Annotated in this window: 9 protein-coding genes; 7 read left to right on the top strand and 2 right to left on the bottom strand. The window is 45.6% G+C overall.

The features are described from left to right. Window positions 1-474: 474 nt before the first annotated feature. Window positions 475-1,596, top strand: a complete 1,122-nt coding sequence (locus ACEN82_RS09240; protein WP_413318652.1) for an alpha/beta hydrolase-fold protein — start codon at window positions 475-477, stop codon at window positions 1,594-1,596. Between the two features lie 163 nt (window positions 1,597-1,759). Here the strand turns inward: ACEN82_RS09240 and ACEN82_RS09235 are convergent, their stop codons facing one another. After that, the gene (locus ACEN82_RS09235; RefSeq protein WP_495644102.1) at window positions 1,760-4,312 is read right to left on the bottom strand and encodes a glycoside hydrolase family 9 protein; all 2,553 of its coding nucleotides are present in this window, start codon (window positions 4,310-4,312) and stop codon (window positions 1,760-1,762) included. A gap of 478 nt (window positions 4,313-4,790) precedes the next feature. Here ACEN82_RS09235 and ACEN82_RS09230 point away from each other — a divergent pair, with 478 nt between their 5' ends. From ACEN82_RS09230 to ACEN82_RS09205, 6 genes are all read left to right on the top strand, one after another. Then, complete coding sequence (locus tag ACEN82_RS09230) at window positions 4,791-6,701, top strand: alpha/beta hydrolase-fold protein (protein ID WP_413318658.1); 1,911 nt, start codon at window positions 4,791-4,793, stop codon at window positions 6,699-6,701. 38 nt (window positions 6,702-6,739) lie between these two features. Then, window positions 6,740-8,083: a family 43 glycosylhydrolase gene (locus ACEN82_RS09225; RefSeq protein WP_413318660.1), complete on the top strand. Its 1,344-nt coding sequence runs from the start codon at window positions 6,740-6,742 to the stop codon at window positions 8,081-8,083. A 29-nt stretch (window positions 8,084-8,112) separates the two neighbouring features. Continuing rightward, window positions 8,113-9,294: an endo-1,4-beta-xylanase gene (locus ACEN82_RS09220; protein WP_413318662.1), complete on the top strand. Its 1,182-nt coding sequence runs from the start codon at window positions 8,113-8,115 to the stop codon at window positions 9,292-9,294. Window positions 9,295-9,304: 10 nt separating this feature from the next. After that, window positions 9,305-10,879 (top strand): glycoside hydrolase family 43 protein, encoded by a 1,575-nt coding sequence (locus ACEN82_RS09215; RefSeq protein ID WP_413318664.1) that lies wholly within the window; start codon window positions 9,305-9,307, stop codon window positions 10,877-10,879. Between the two features lie 54 nt (window positions 10,880-10,933). After that, complete coding sequence (locus tag ACEN82_RS09210) at window positions 10,934-13,033, top strand: alpha-L-arabinofuranosidase family protein (protein ID WP_413318666.1); 2,100 nt, start codon at window positions 10,934-10,936, stop codon at window positions 13,031-13,033. Between the two features lie 416 nt (window positions 13,034-13,449). Further along, the gene (locus tag ACEN82_RS09205; protein ID WP_413318668.1) at window positions 13,450-14,106 is read left to right on the top strand and encodes a hypothetical protein; all 657 of its coding nucleotides are present in this window, start codon (window positions 13,450-13,452) and stop codon (window positions 14,104-14,106) included. Window positions 14,107-14,300: 194 nt separating this feature from the next. Here ACEN82_RS09205 and ACEN82_RS09200 read toward each other — a convergent pair whose 3' ends face one another. Beyond that, window positions 14,301-16,553, bottom strand: a complete 2,253-nt coding sequence (locus ACEN82_RS09200) for a S8 family peptidase (protein ID WP_413318670.1) — start codon at window positions 16,551-16,553, stop codon at window positions 14,301-14,303. Window positions 16,554-16,558 lie beyond the last annotated feature (5 nt).

Here is a 16,558-nt window from a genome sequence, read left to right as displayed (position 1 = left end):
CTTCGAACTAACATCATTATCCAAATCTACATTTTATGATGATGAAACAGGCAAACATTTGTTCAAAGAAATAACACACTTGTTCAATTGAACCGGTAATTATTGTACAAAAGTACATATCGACGAATTTGCGGCAATGATATCGCTCCACATGGTATCGACAAATGTTGTAAAATTATGCTAAAAACTGCGTGCCTTGTTTTTAATATAAAAATACTTTTATAATAAGAAAAAGCCGCTCAAAACAACAGGATAGCCATTATAAATTATTTTTAAATATTTCATCCCGGATCAACTTTTCATAAATAATGAAAACTGGCTCCGGTTAAAGTCAAAACAAAACAACTACTTAATATGTGTAACAATAACAATTAATCACAATTTAATCATTTATCGTATTCCGTGTATTTTACCGGATCAAAACAGCCTGGCACTTTACTATTAGCCACAATTTATAAACCTCAATATTCTATTATGAAACCAAAATGTTTACTTGCCTTGTTGGCCGTTACATGTGCCTCCAGTCTCTGCATGGCACAAACAACTTCAATTGCCGAAGATTTCAAACCATCAACTTTTAACCAGCCGGGACAAGAGTACCCTCAGGTAAACTCGCAGGGCTACGCGCGCTTTCGTATTAAGGCTCCACAGTCCGACAGTATAAAAGTTAGCCTTGGTCTTGGCGGGCGCGGGGGCACTAAGCTCACAAAAGGAGCTGACGGCTTCTGGACCGGCACTACAGAAGGACCGATGGATGAAGGATTTCATTACTACCACTTAACCATCGATGGTGGGGTATTTAACGATCCGGGCACATTAAATTTTTATGGATCCACACGTTGGGAAAGCGGCATTGAGATCCCCGCGCATGACCAGGATTTTTATGCGCTTAAAGATGTTCCGCATGGCAATGTACAGCAGATCCTTTTTCCTTCAAAAAGCACCAATACCCAGCGCAGGGCTTTTGTTTACACGCCACCAGGGTATGAAAAGGATAAATCAAAAAAATATCCGGTACTATATCTGCAGCATGGCTGGGGCGAAGATGAAACCGCGTGGAGCAACCAGGGCCATGCCAACCTGATTATGGATAACTTAATTGCGACCGGTAAAATACAGCCATTCATTATTGTAATGACTTACGGCATGACCAACGACGTGAGGCCCGGCCCTGGCGCATTTAAAAGTTTTAAGATTGACTACTTTCAAACAGTTTTAACTGATGAGCTTATCCCCTACGTTGATGCAAGCTTCCGCACACGTGCAGACAGGGCTCACCGTGCAATGGGGGGATTGTCAATGGGCGGTATGGAAACGCATATGATAACACTAAACAAACCCGAGCTTTTTGCCTATTATGCCCTGCTTAGCGGCGGAACTTATTCGCCGGATGAGCTAAAAGACAAAACCAAACCTAAACTGATATTCATAAGCTGCGGCAGCAAGGAACGGCCCGATGGCGTTAAAAATGCCGTGGTTGCTTTAAAAGGTGCGGGATATGACGCGGTATTTTACATTTCTGAAAACACCGCACATGAGTTCCTGACCTGGCGCCGTAGTCTTTACGAACTTACGCCTTTGCTATTTAAAGAGTAAATACCAAATTACATTCACATGGTTATATACCAAGAAGCCCTGCCGGTAAAATGCCGGCAGGGCTTCTTGGTATAAACGGGCTAACCTAAATCCACCTCCCCGATCCCTTCTATTCGAAATCGGGGAGTGATTGTTTAATTTGAAATAATGCTCCTTTAACCTGTTAATTATGTTGACCTAACTGATTAGCAGCTCCTGACAAAACAATGTACTGCGCACAGCCGGCTATTGTAACTTCATTCTCCCCCCAGAAAAACGGCCAGTCTTCCTTATTCTCCGGAAAATCGGGTTTAAGCAGCAGGATACCGGGCACAACACCGCCGGCAATAAACCTGAAGTCGGCCCGGTTATTACCATAGGTTACTTTTTTTGAACGTACACCTACCGCCGATACAAACGAAAGGTTGGAATAAGGATGGCACCCGAAGATATAATTCAAGCCTTTGTAAACATATTCCGGACCGATTATATTAGGGAAATACTTATTGGCGTAATAGTTGGTAATGGCATAGTTAATAACCTGCCCGCTACCGCCCCAGCCTCCCGGAGTAACCGGCACACCGTAGGGATTTTGTTTATCATACTCATCGCATGAAGCCTTGTATTTTTGCATATAGGCTGCTATTTTATCCTGGTAATCTTTATCCATATAAGGGTAAGCGTGCAGCGCGCTTATCATAACAAAGCCGGGAAAGCGATCAAGCATCGGCATAATCAGCTTTTTGAAATGATCTGCATACAGCTGATCTTTGGTTGTGATATACAATTGGAGCGCAGCAAGCATTTCGTTACCGGCAAGGAACCTGTTACGTGCCCGGGCAGCCGAGTCCATGTGCATTTTCAGGCTGTCGTCTTCGTGCCAGAGTTTCAAGGCACTTTGCAAACTTTTAGCAGAGAGCGTATCATTGTACCCTTTTAACGCCCTACTGGCAGCGGCAAGGGCGGCGGTAGCCTGGTAATCCAATGCTATATTCCTCGTAGTGAACGCCCACCGGTCATCCATGGTACCACTTGATTTACCGTCGGTTTGGTAGGGCTTGAGCGAGGCGTTATAAGGCAGGTTATCTGTTTCGTTAACGGCGTCTCCGAGGTGATGATACTGGTGCAAATTAGGCACTATGATTCCGCGCGCCGGGTGGCCAATATTCACGACCTGTGCCACCAGGTTAAGCGTACCGTGTTCAATTTGCTGTAAAAGATCAGGCTTACCGTCAGGGCGGTGTATATCGACGTACCGGGTTGGGTAATCTACATAGGTTTCGTCGCGATCGATCTTAAAATTCTCCCAGGCTTCAACAAAATTCAGCACAACGCTACAGTGCGATGGCGTTTCAACATCAAAGTCGCCGGCATCAAACCAGCCGCCAACATTAAGCCCGGGGATGCGCTCAAGCGGTTTATATTTTGTGTCAGTAGTTGGCCCCATCTGGTACGTATCAAAATGCTGGTGGTTTGGAGGTGCCTGCAAGGCATCATCAAGGAAAGGCGCGCCGTGCCATACTCGGTAGGCCTCGTTAACCATCATGTGATCCATCTGAACCGGGAACCAAACGTCCATTGTGGGATGCCCTATATTTTCATAAACATTTGCATTGATGGGGAATGCATTGGTTTTTTGGTCGCCGTAGGCTATCACATATAACCCGGCCTTTTTAACACTGCTGAAATCGAACTTCAAATAATTGTAACGGGTAAATTGGCCCCAGTGCTGTACAGCTGCTTTAAGCCGCTCAACGTATTTCCCATCGGGTGTTACCTCAAAAAGTGTGGCGGTTTGTAATGGCGAATCATTTTTATCCAGTTCTATTACTGCGGTCTTTTGCTGCTCCGGGCGGTAACCTACCTGCGAAAACTCAATTACGGGCGCACGTTTCCAACCAGGTACGGCATTTGGCTCAATATACCAGGTTAATACTTTGCCCGTTTTTCCTGCCGGTAATAAACTGCGCACAATAAACCATCCGTTTTGCGCAAGGCTTCGGCCGTCAAACAACTTAAGGTCGGCATCAAACGATTGAATTTTAATGGTGCGCTCAGGATCTTCGGGCGCCATCACCAATGTTTTACCGGTAGCCAATGGTGCGGGCTCGATAAATTCATTGCGGCCACGATCGTCAAATGTGCTGTGGCCGGCAAACTGCGGGATTTTTTGACTTGAAGGAAGCATTTTTGTTAAACCTGCCGGGTACAGCGGAAACTCGCCCGGTTTTCCATCAATCAAAAATGTTTTCTCAAAGTAAGCAGATGGTATAATCTCCAGGTTAAAACCTGCCCTGCCTACTAACTTCTCCGGTACCGGTTTATCTAGGAACAAGTTCAATTCAACGCCATTGCCTTTCGGCGTAACGGTGATCCTGGAATCAAAATCATAATCGGCATAACGCATAGTTACATCAATTTGATGGTTGACGCTATCAACCTTACGGTTAACCAGCGTGGGCACCAGGTCCCATTGCTCGGGTGTGTTCTGCAGCCGTACCGCGCCACCTGTAATTGTACGCACGCCGTGATGTATCAGCTCGACACCAGCTGTTTTCTCGTCTTGAAAGATCCCATTATACTGGTTACTGAATACGAGGACGTTTACGCCGGGCGTTTCGAAATAACCCAACTTGTTTAGTTTTAGTTTTTGAGCCGTGCCCCGGAGGGATGACAGGCAAAAAATTAATGCCATCACCATCATGACCGGCTTCGGTAAGTAAATTTTCAATTGCATGGTTTATAAGATTTATTAAAGAAGTTTATGATCGGAATACCGATTACGGACCGTACGAAAGTATCCGTACAGAAAATGGTTTGCTACCACAATCCAATATTTTGATACCACGAATGTATCTGCATGGCTTCGGTCCAAAAAATGCTATATGATTGTTACAATCGGACGTAACCAAATGCCGCCGCAAGCATTTCGGATATCCAAAACAAACTGGCTATCAATACAATTAACGATTCAGAAAAAGAATAGCGACCATGTTTTCAGGCTTCCTGTTCATTTACGCAAACCGGTTTGATGATTCATTTTTTAGGCCTTAAACATTCGTGCTATCATTATCATGATTTGTGTTAACCGCGGCAAAGTGCTTGCCCTACTTTCGGGTATTCCTCAAACGAGCAAAAACTAACACAATTTAACCCGCTTTAGTGTCTTTAATCCGAAAGGCAATCAGTTTAGCGGATTAACTGACAACAAAATTATGAAGAAGATAGCCTACCTCACCGTCATCGGCATTTTGCCTGCCTTGCTGACCCTTTCACAGCCGGCTCTTAAACATTCACCGGCCGATTTCGACACTTACCGCGCTGGTATAGCACACGGAAAATTAGACACCGTTACCTACAACTCAAAAACAGTTGATTCCAAACGGCGCGCGGTAGTTTACCTGCCGCCTGGCTATACCGCTAAAAAAACATATCCTGTTTTGTACCTGCTGCATGGTATTGGCGGCGATGAATTTGAATGGCTTAACCAGGGCACGCCCCAGGTGATATTGGATAACTTGTATGCCGATAAAAAACTGGAACCAATGATCGTTGTGTTGCCCAACGGCCGCGCCATGAAAGACGACCGTGCCACCGGCAATATAATGGCCCCGGATAAAGTTGCCGCGTTTGCAACTTTTGAGCATGACTTGCTGGATGACCTGATCCCATTTATTCAAAAAAAATATCCAGTTTATACCGACCGCGAGCATCGGGCACTGGCCGGATTATCAATGGGTGGTGGTCAGTCACTTAATTTTGGGCTGGGCAACCTGGATAAATTTGCCTGGGTTGGAGGCTTTTCGTCGGCACCCAACACTAAAAAACCGGAAGAGCTGTTACCTGATCCCGATGCAGCCAAAAGCAAACTTAAGCTGCTTTGGATCTCCTGCGGCGATCACGACGGGTTAATGTCGTTCAGTAAACGTACCCACGATTACCTCGAGCAAAAAAATGTGCCGCATATCTTCAATGTCGAGCCGGGAATCCACGACTTTAAAGTTTGGAAAAATGATCTTTACCTGTTTTCGCAATTTCTGTTCAAACCTGTTGATATCGATAAATATAACATGATGATCTCGGGCGGCCCTGCATCTACCAATATCAGAGGCTCAAAATATCCTTTTATCCAGCCCGACCACCGGGTGCTTTTCCGTGTCAAGGCGCCGGATGCTCAAAAAGTTCAGGTTGATCTGGGCAAGAAATATGACATGGTAAAAGACACGGCCGGTTATTGGACAGCTACAACAGATTCAATTGGTGAAGGCTTCCATTATTATTCGTTGATTATAGATGGCGTTGCTACAACCGATCCTTCCAGTCAAACCTTTTATGGCATGGGGCGCATGGCCAGCGGCATAGAAATACCATTTGACGGCGGCGATTATTATGCGCTAAAAAACGTTCCGCATGGCGATATCCGCATCAAAACTTATTTTTCAACTGTCACCAAATCATGGCGAAGGCTGTTTATTTATACTCCGCCTGGTTATGATGCAAGCCAGGTTAAATACCCCGCGCTGTATATATTACATGGCGGCGGCGAGGACGAAACCGGTTGGGCAACCCAGGGCAAAACCAATATGATCATGGATAACCTGATTGCGGCCGGACAAGCGAAACCCATGTTAGTGGTAATGCCCGATGCCAATTTCGGCGGAGGTTTTGGTGAAGCCGGCCTCAAAACCTTTGCAAATGAAATAAAACAATGCATTATTCCCTTTATAGAAAAGAATTACCGGGTTAACCGTACCCCGCAAGGCCGTGCGCTGGCCGGGCTTTCTATGGGCGGTCTCAACACGCTATATACAGGTATCTACAATACTGATACATTCAGTTACCTCGGTGTATTCAGCTCGGGGTGGATTTTACCTGTACAAAACAGCATCGCTGACACGCAGTATGACTTTATGAAGAAAAATGCTGCCAAAATCAACAGCAGCCTAAAAGCATTCTGGATTGCGATGGGCGGCAAGGAGGATATCGCGTATAAAAACTGCCAGGTTATGCTGGGCAAGCTGGATGAGATGAAGATAAAACATACTTATTACGAGTATCCGGGAGGTCATACCTGGCCTGTTTGGCGAAATGATCTTTACAAATTTGCCCCCATTCTGTTTAAATAATTAATGATCAAAAAAATCAGATCAAAGACATTCCGTTCATGAAAAATATTAAGTTCTGGCTATTGCTATTCGGATCAGTACTGGGCTTCGCCGGGCAATCCATAGCGCAAAATCCATTAATCAGGGACCAGTTTACGGCCGATCCCTCAGCCCGCGTTTTTGGCGACAGGGTGTACGTTTATCCATCGCATGATATTAAGGCAACGCCTGGCCATGGTCGCCCTGGTTGGTTTTGCATGGAAGATTACCACGTTTTTTCATCAGCAAACCTCACCGACTGGACTGATCACGGCATGATCATCAGTCAAACAACAGTGCCCTGGGCCGACCCTGCTTCGTACAGCATGTGGGCTCCCGACTGCATTTTCCGCAACGGCAAATATTATATGTACTTCCCTACTACCATGAAAGGCAGCGAAAACGGTCGCGGCTTTACAATTGGTGTTGCCGTGGCCGATAAACCTTATGGACCGTTTACCCCTCAGCCAGAACCTATAAAAGGGGTGCATGGCATAGATCCTAATGTATTTATTGATAAAGACGGACAAGCCTACTTGTATTGGGCACAGGGGAACCTGTATGCTGCAAAACTTAAAGAAAACATGCTGGAACTTGCTTCAGAACCAATAATTTTAGCCCAACTGCCTGATAAAGGGCTGAAAGAAGGCCCTTACCTGTTTGAACGCAATGGCATTTATTACCTCACCTATCCGCATGTGGCCAATAAGATTGAGCGATTGGAGTATGCTACCGGCAACAACCCGATGGGGCCTTTTAAATTTGCAGGCGTGATCATGGATGAGTCGGCTTCCGGCTGCTGGACCAATCACCAGTCAATCATCCAGTTTAAAAATCAATGGTACTTGTTTTACCACAACGACGACCTATCGCCGAATTTCGACAAAAACAGGTCGATAAGGTGCGACAGCCTGTTTTTTAACGCCGACGGAACGATCAAAAAAGTTATTCCGACCCTGCGTGGCGTGGGGATCACCAAAGCCTCAGAAAAAATACAGATAGACAGGTACAGCGATAAGGACAGTACCGTTAAAATCTCCTTTCTTGATACCGCAAAAAGATTTGACGGCTGGAAAACTACGTTCAACAATGCAGGTAGTTGGATCCGTTACAATCTTGTTGACTTCGAAGGCAAAAAGTTTAAAGAATTGCAGATCCTGGCAAATGCAGCAAGTAAAGCAACTATAGAAGTGCGGCTTGGCGATCCCAACGGACGTATATTGGCTTCGGCAAACATTGCCGAAGGGAACGATTGGCAAGTTATACAAACCCGCCTCGCTTCTCTCCCATCTAAAACCGCCAACCTGGTAATAGTATTAAAAAGCGGCACCGGCGTTAATATCGACTGGATAAGTTTCAAATAAATTAAAATTACACCTGCAACTGATCCAACATGAAATTTAAAACGATTACAACATTAAAATTCCCGCTGTTACTAACTGGATTTGCCGCTCTGGTATCCTTTACGAACCGACAGGCACTACATCATAACGCAGATTATGGCCGGGCTACAACCTCATCACATAAGGCTGATAAGGGATTGAAAGATTATTACCGAAGTTACTTCCCTATTGGCGTAGCTGTTAACATGGCCGCAATAAACGGACCTGAAGCAGAACTGATTGCAAAGGAGTTTAACAGTGTTACGCCGGAAAACGATATGAAAATGGGCCCCATTCATCCGCGCGAAAATGAATATAACTGGAAAAACGCCGACGCTATCGTAGCATTCGCGCAAGAGCACCACATGAAAATCAGGGGCCATAATTTGCTTTGGCATGCGCAGGCACCTGCGTGGATGTTTAAAGACAGCACGGGCAAACAGGTAAGTAAAGATGTGTTGCTGAAGCGGCTTAAGGATCATATTACCACGGTAGTCAATCATTTTAAGGGTAAAATATACGCGTGGGACGTAGTTAACGAAGCCATTGATGATAAACCCGACAACTATCTGCGTAACTCATTATGGTACCAGATCTGCGGCGAGGATTTTATTGCCAAAGCGTTTGAATACGCCCATGAAGCCGACCCGGAGGCCCAGCTTTTTTACAACGATTACAACAGTGAGGTTCCATCCAAACGGGATAAGATTTGTAAATTGCTCAGGAACCTTAAAGATGCCGGTGTACCGGTAACCGGAGTAGGCTTGCAGGGCCACTGGAAATTAAATGACCCCAGTTTGCAACAAATAACTGAAGCTATGGATAAGTATGCAGCACTTGGATTAAAGCTACAGATCACGGAGCTGGATGTTACGGTACGTACAGGCCCACCGCGTAAAGCAGGCGATCAAGCGCTAACGGATTCCGCTTATACGGAAACTATGGCCGCTCAGCAAACCGAAAGGTATAAGACTATTTTTGAAATATTCAGGAAATACAAAAAGGTAATAACCGGAGTTACTTTTTGGAATGTATCAGACCGGTACAGCTGGCTTGATTTCCGTGGTGGCGGTATTGCCGGAGGCGCAGCTGCGACCGAGGGCACAACTCGCAAAGTTATCAAAGCCTACCCGCTATTGTTTGATGAAAAACTTCAGCGAAAAAAGGCATATGGAGCAGTGGTTAACTTTTAACGTAAAATGAATGAAAACAAAAAATATCGCATTTCTTAAACTGACAGTTACCTGCCTTTTATGGCGACTGGCAATTATGCCTTTAAACGCGCAAACAGCACAAAATCCTATCATATATGCAGACGTTCCGGATGTATCGATGATCAGGGTTGGCGATACTTATTATGCAAGCAGCACCACAATGCATCTCAGTCCCGGGCTGCCAATCATGAAATCAAAAGATTTGGTAAACTGGCGTATTGTAAGTTACGCGTATAATACGCTTGATGGTGGGGATGCCCTTAACCTGGCAAACGGAGCAAACGCATATGGCAGGGGCTCATGGGCAAGCAGCTTGCGTTATCATAACGGTACTTTTTACGTTTCTACATTTTCGGGCACTACCAATAAAACCTATATCTACAGCACAAAAAACATTGAAAAAGGCGCATGGAAAGAAATGTCCTTTAAACCGGCATTACATGACCACTCACTTTTTTTTGATGATGACGGCAAAGCTTATATGATCTATGGGAGCGGCAAGATCATGCTGGCCGAACTGAATGATGACCTGTCTGGCGTCAATCCTGATAAAAAACCGCAAATCCTGATCGAGAATGCAAGCGCTGCTGCCGGTCCCAATATTGGTTTGCCTGCCGAAGGCTCACAACTATTCAAAATTAAGGGGAAATATTACCTTTTCAATATCAGCTGGCCTAAAGGGGGAATGCGTACCGTTTTAATCCACCGGGCCGACAAGTTGACCGGTCCTTATGAAGGGCAGGTAGGGCTTCAGGATAAAGGCGTGGCCCAGGGCGGGCTTATCAATACCCCTAAAGGCGATTGGTATGCCTATTTATTCCGTGATTTTGGTGCCGTTGGCAGGGTGCCATACCTGGTACCGGTTACCTGGACAGATGGATGGCCTGTATTGGGTGTTGATCACAAGGCACCAGATACGCTGGATTTACCCACGAATAAAAGCCTGATACCGGGCCTTGTATCCCCGGATGAATTTAGCCGTAAAAACGGCGAGCCAGTGCTGCCTTTGGTATGGCAATGGAACCACAATCCGGACGATCAGTTATGGTCGTTAAAAAAGCGGCCCGGCTACCTGAGATTAACCACCGGGCGAATGGACAGCACGGTACTATCGGCACGTAACACCTTAACGCAGCGCACTATTGGCCCCCAATGTTCAGGAATAACTTTAATTGATGTTTCCAACATCAAGGATGGAGATTTTGCAGGGCTGGTTTTACTGCAAAAAAAGTACGGCTTCGTTGGTGTAAAATCAGATCATGGCTCTAAACAAATAGTTATGATCAGCGCGCAATCCGGATCGGCTATTGAAGCGGCCAGTATACCTCTAAAGCAAACAACCATTTACCTTAAAGCAAGCTGCGATTTTACTAACAGGGCAGACAAAGCCTACTTTTTTTATAGTCTCGACGGGCGCAAATGGGAACCTATTGGCACACCGCTGCAAATGGTTTATACGCTCCCCCATTTTATGGGATATCGCTTTGGCCTGTTTAACTATGCAACCAGGCAGTCGGGCGGTTATGTTGATTTTGATTTTTTCCATATCAGTAATACACAATAAAATAGTGATGCATCAGCCTGGTCACCATTTCAGAATAATTAAGGAATACCAACAATGACAAAAAAGCTATTATTCTTATCTGCTTTATGCTTAAGTGCATTCGGTGGTTTACAGGCGCAAACCCGCCTCAACCTGGATCTTACCAAAGGTGTGAACGTAAGTCCGAAGCTTTACGGACTTATGACCGAGGAGATCAATCATTCCTATGACGGAGGTTTGTATGCCGAGCTGATCCGTAACCGGGTTTTTAAGGATAACCCAACTCAGCCCGATGGCTGGAGCGTTGTTCAGGATGGCGATAGCAAGGCATCGATACAACTGATTGGTGCCGATCCGGCCAATGTGCCTTTTGACCAGGGGCGCAATGCTATTAACGCGGCACTTACAACCTGCCTTAAGCTTACGGTTAGCCAGGCAAACGGTAACCGTGCGGGCATTGCCAACAATGGCTTTTGGGGTATTCCGGTTGCACCGTCAACTACTTATCGCTGCTCATTTTATATCAAAACCGGCACTGTCAATTTTCCGCGGGGTAACCGGCCCGACGCTGCTCCGCCAGCAACAGTGGTTACTGAAGATGGCCCCGGTATTATCAACATTAGTTTGGAAAGCACCGATGGCAAAACAACTTACGCAAGGGGCACAATCAACCTCGAAAAAAGCATTTACTGGAAAAAGCATGAGTTAACCATCACAACCGCTGCAAATATTAAACCTACTGCCGACGCGCGTTTTGTGATTTCATCTACCCGGACAGGCACTTACTATTTTAACCTCGTTTCCTTATTTCCCCCAACGTATAAAAACAGGCCAAATGGCAATCGCATTGATTTAATGCAGATGATGGCCGATATGAGGCCTACTTTTCTTCGCTTTCCGGGAGGCAACTTTTTAGAGGGGCCGTACCTGGGTGATGCCTTCCCATGGAAAACAACCTTAGGCCCGCTGGAACAGCGCCCCGGCCATACAGGCAGCTGGGGGTACCGGGCAAGCGACGGTATGGGCCTGCTGGAATTTTTAGAGTGGTGTGAAGATTTAAAAATGGAACCGCTTTTAGCAGTTTTCGCCGGTTACTCATTACGTGGTGACCACATAGATGCGGGGCCTTTATTGGAGCCATATGTTAAAGACGCGCTGGATGAAATTGAGTATTGTATTGGCGATACCAAAACTTACTGGGGTGCAAAACGGGCGGCCGACGGCCATCCCGCCCCTTTTAAACTGACAGATATAGAGATAGGCAATGAGGACTGGTTCGACAGGTCGCATAGTTACGATGGGCGCTTTAAACAATTTCAGGCTGCTATAAAAGCTAAATACCCCCAGTTACGCTGTATCTCAACCATAGAAAGTTATAAGCCCGATAAGGTGACCAGTGTTAAACCCGAAATGGTTGATGAGCATTATTACCAATCGGCCTGGCAGATGGAAGAAGACGCGGCGAAGTACGATAGTTATAACCGTGCAACCAGCCCTAAAATATTTGTGGGCGAATGGGCCACCCGCGAAGGCGCGCCTACCACTAACCTGAATGCGGCCCTCGGGGATGCCGCCTGGATGACCGGGATGGAACGCAACAGCGACCTGGTGGAGCGGTCATGCTATGCACCCTTATTTGTGAACGTAAACCAGGCAGGCAATGGCCAGCCTAAAGCCTGGCAATGGGATTCTGATCTGATTGGTTATACTGCCCTTAAAAGTTATGGATCCCCATCCTATTATGTGCAAAAAATGTTCGGCAGCTACCTTGGTACCAAGGTGGTGCCAATAACAGCAGAAAATGCCCCCTTACGCAAACCGGCGGTTAAAGACACCGCCGGCATAAGCCATTGGCCGGCAAACGCGCGGCGCCCTAAAGCCGAGCGTCCGGCGTTATTTTTTGTTTGTACCCAGGATGCTAAAAACATATATCTGAAGGTGGTGAATACCGACGATATGGCCCAGGAAATAACCATCAGCCTGAAAGGCGGAGATGTGGCTGCAAATGGCACCCTGGTAATACTAAAGGGCGATAAACCGGAAGATACCAATACAATTGACGAGCCTAATAAAATCGTGCCGGTTACGTCGACCATAACGGGACTCGGCCGGTCATTCAAACACACCTTTCAGCCTTACTCTGTCAACGTCATCAGGCTGTCGAAGCGTAAATAGGTCATTGAGCTGAAGTTCAATTCAAATATATCATTAAATGCGAAAAGTCGGGAGTTGCCCGGCTTTTCGCATTTAATTTAAGTTTTCGGGCGAATGGGCTTGCCCTCTTCAGCTGGCCTGAACCAATAGTTAATTTGCCCGCGATGCCATAAGGGTTTACCTTGTATATCCATAGCACCAGAGGGGGGTTAACAGGGTTAACACAATTTCAAAAATCGGCTTACAAACAACTGATAATCAATTAAATAAAATTAACCGGGGTTACACTATTTTTCAATCAGGAAGTGACCTTACAGCTAATACACTGATAATCAAAGTCATATACAAAACCACCGGGTTAACACTGTATTTTTACTAAAACTATTAGCATTTTTCTAATAAATTTCCGATCTTTATTTAAAAGATTGCCAAACCTGATGGAACCTGAAAATACCTTATCAAATTTAACGCCTTCAAGAGAGAAGCTTGACCGTGTATTGGGCCTGCAGAAGATCACCTTAGCAGATATTGAAGATTTGAACGATGCTGAACGCAATTACATTGCCGAATTTAGTACCGAAATGCTGCACCGCTTAACGGATGAAGAACGGGACAAGTTTATAGATAAAATAGCGGAGATCATGCTGCCATGCACCAATGAGCAGATCTGGGAACAAAACCACTTATTGATTGGCCGGGCCATCGAAAAGCTGATTGCCCAAAATGGCTCCATGCCCCCTAAATTTGTAATAGCGCGGGAGTGCGGACTGAGCCGGCAAACTGTTGCCAAACACCTTACAGGCTATAAAACACATCCGCAATACCTTGCCGAAATGGAACAGTTTAAATATATGGTCCCTAAAATACTGGCCAACGTTTGTAAACTTGCCTGCAACGGCGATGTAAAAGCCGCCCGGCTTTATTTTGAAACGGTTGGCGCTATAAATAAACGCCAGCCCAACACGGTTATCAACGAGCAAAACAACTACCTGCAAATAAACAAGACCATATTAAGCCAGGAAAACCTGAAACAGTTGAGTAAAGAACAGTTGAACCAGATTGAGCGGATTATTAGCGGGATTGGGGGGAAGTAAAATTATTCGCAATAGCGTATTATTTGCTATTGGGAAATGGCCTCGCTACTGGCCTATAACCGGCGCAAGTATGCAGCGCTTATAGCATTCAACACTGCATACTCGCACCGGTTAGGGGCTGTTAAAAAGGATTGCTATAAAATATTATACAAGAAGTCCCGACTTAGCAGTCTGGCCCTCTTCATCTTTTAATATTACGATCTTCTAATCTGTAATGGTATATCAATTACTGGTTGTAACTGTTCCAGTTGTGTTGCGTACCTACGGACAACCTGATCGTATAGATCAGCAACTTTGGGGGCTTCGACAGTGATAACTAAAGCATATTGCAATACCTGATTCCTTGTATCGTTGTGTCCCTCTGCTCTTGCATTATAATGAATGTCAAATACTGGTTCATTAAGCCCAGTACCCCTAAAACGATTCACTGCATGCATGCAATTCTCCCATTTCCAGGCATCTCTGCGCAACTCATCTTCTGTTTGAGCCGCTTTGGAGGTATTCCCAAAAAAAGCCTTGCTAATTGCGTGCATTGGCTCATTCTCCCCCTCCTGAACTTTTCTCCGGTTATCTTTATTAGGCCGAAAAGTTACTTCTAAACCACTTCGGGTGTAATTACCAGGGTGATGCGGATCGACATCCGTGGCATAACAAAGCGTTGCTTTTATGGTAACCATCCCCGATAAAGCACCTGGCGGCAGCGGTATTGGTACTCTTACATATTTAGAGGCACTAATACTACCCTGAAATACAACCCGCATTACATGATTCTCACAAACAACAATATCATCCAATTGACGGGCAATACGTCCCCAACCCACCTCATACATGTGCAGATCGGAGCGTTCCGCAGAATGGATCAACAATGTTTTAATCGCCAGGGCGTTCAACGAATTTCCGAAATGCGCCCTTACACCGGTACCTAAACGCAAGGTGGCAGGTGAAGAAAAGCTTGTGCCGCCGGTTGGTACTAATTTCAGGCCATCTACATGGTCTAAAGTCAGAAAAGGGCGCTGTATGGAACCACCAAAGTCAACGAGGTCTGGTTTGATCAGGCCCGGACTTCTGCCAGGGCCGACAGAGCTATAAGATGCCCGTTGCCAGTTAGCATCTGGAACATCGCAAGCGCCGACCGCTATCGCATTTACACAATCGGACGGCACCTGAACCCGATTTGCTTTGATCAATGGGTCTCCTTCGCCATCATTACCGACGGCTATAGTCGCCAACGTTTCCCCATCAGCAAGATAACCATCGAGTACTGCGGTCCAGGCATGTACCTCATCATCATCTATAGGTACGCATGGACCTAAACTCAAATTGATAAATTCATATCGGTTAGTGGTAAGAATATTATCAATACGATTAAGCACCTCATATAATTCATAAGGATTTTGGCCGGGAGTATCATCGAGCACACGATAATGATCGACGTAAGAATAAGGCTGTGGCAGTGGTTTTTTCGGGTCAATATGGCCAAAAAGAAACGCTGAGGTTACACCTACGCCATGTGCCAATAGTTCATCAGATGCTGGCAACATACCCGGATATTCATAAGGGGTCGCCCATTCACAGAGTTCATGGTCGTTAGGGATACCACCGTCAAAAATAGCAACTTTAATGTTGGTGTCTAAAGGCGCGACCTTCGGCATGCTCACTGATACACGGTTTTCTGTACTTGAAGCCCTGATAGTAGGACGAAGTAAACGCAGTTCGGGCATCTTTCTCATTACACGGATCAGGCTATATTCAGCTACTCTTTCCGCCAAGGGAGCTGGAGCCTCGATCTCCAGAAAACATAAACCACCGGCGTAAAATCTCCTTTCAAAGCTGGGATTAATATTTAGGTTATTCAGGTATTTTCTAAAATTACCCAATTGAAAACTTTCCGATATTGCTTCGTTCATGTGTAATACTACCTCAAAAACGATCTTTGTTCCGCCGTCTTCAAAATCTTTAATCTTATTTGCTGGTTCAGGAAAAGAAATTTCTTCGATCTCAATGATTTGGGAAGCGCCATCTTGGTATTCACTCCAACCTGAAAACTCCGTTGCCCATTTGCGAAAGGCCTGACGCTTGCCATACACAAAAAGCTCGGTAGTCAGGGACTTCTCCGGTTCTCTACCTTTGCTACGCTTTGCAGGCACTACCTGTCTTGGTTTGCTTCCCACAGCCACAAGACCAACAGCGCGGAGAAGTTCTGCTGGATGATAGGATTTTGCAATGTATTCAGGGTTAAGTGTTATCGTCGCTACCGCATAATCATTGGGGCAGGCATCGTCTGGCAGATCAGCTATCTTTCCGGCAACGTCCTGAAGCATGGGTTGGAGCCGGGTTTTTGCTTCCAAAAAAGTGTACGGCGCGGCTTTAGGGCCACCTCCGCTGATTACTTTAACATCTTCGGTTAAACGTTCGCCTTTACCTAAAAGAAAATTGATCTTTGCCATATTAT

This window comes from Mucilaginibacter sp. Mucisp73 (assembly GCF_059491465.1).
Note: the sequence above shows the minus strand (reverse complement) of the source record. Positions and strands in the feature narration are given on the sequence as shown.

Excerpts from the sequence above, each read along its gene's own strand:
- ACEN82_RS09240 (WP_413318652.1), top strand. The coding sequence starts at position 475 with ATGAAACCAAAATGTTTACTTGCCTTGTTGGCCGTTACATGTGCCTCC.
- ACEN82_RS09225 (WP_413318660.1), top strand. The coding sequence starts at position 6,740 with ATGAAAAATATTAAGTTCTGGCTATTGCTATTCGGATCAGTACTGGGC.
- ACEN82_RS09230 (WP_413318658.1), top strand. The coding sequence starts at position 4,791 with ATGAAGAAGATAGCCTACCTCACCGTCATCGGCATTTTGCCTGCCTTG.
- ACEN82_RS09215 (WP_413318664.1), top strand. The coding sequence starts at position 9,305 with ATGAAAACAAAAAATATCGCATTTCTTAAACTGACAGTTACCTGCCTT.
- ACEN82_RS09200 (WP_413318670.1), bottom strand. The coding sequence starts at position 16,553 with ATGGCAAAGATCAATTTTCTTTTAGGTAAAGGCGAACGTTTAACCGAA.
- ACEN82_RS09210 (WP_413318666.1), top strand. The coding sequence starts at position 10,934 with ATGACAAAAAAGCTATTATTCTTATCTGCTTTATGCTTAAGTGCATTC.
- ACEN82_RS09205 (WP_413318668.1), top strand. The coding sequence starts at position 13,450 with ATGGAACCTGAAAATACCTTATCAAATTTAACGCCTTCAAGAGAGAAG.
- ACEN82_RS09220 (WP_413318662.1), top strand. The coding sequence starts at position 8,113 with ATGAAATTTAAAACGATTACAACATTAAAATTCCCGCTGTTACTAACT.
- ACEN82_RS09235 (WP_495644102.1), bottom strand. The coding sequence starts at position 4,312 with ATGCAATTGAAAATTTACTTACCGAAGCCGGTCATGATGGTGATGGCA.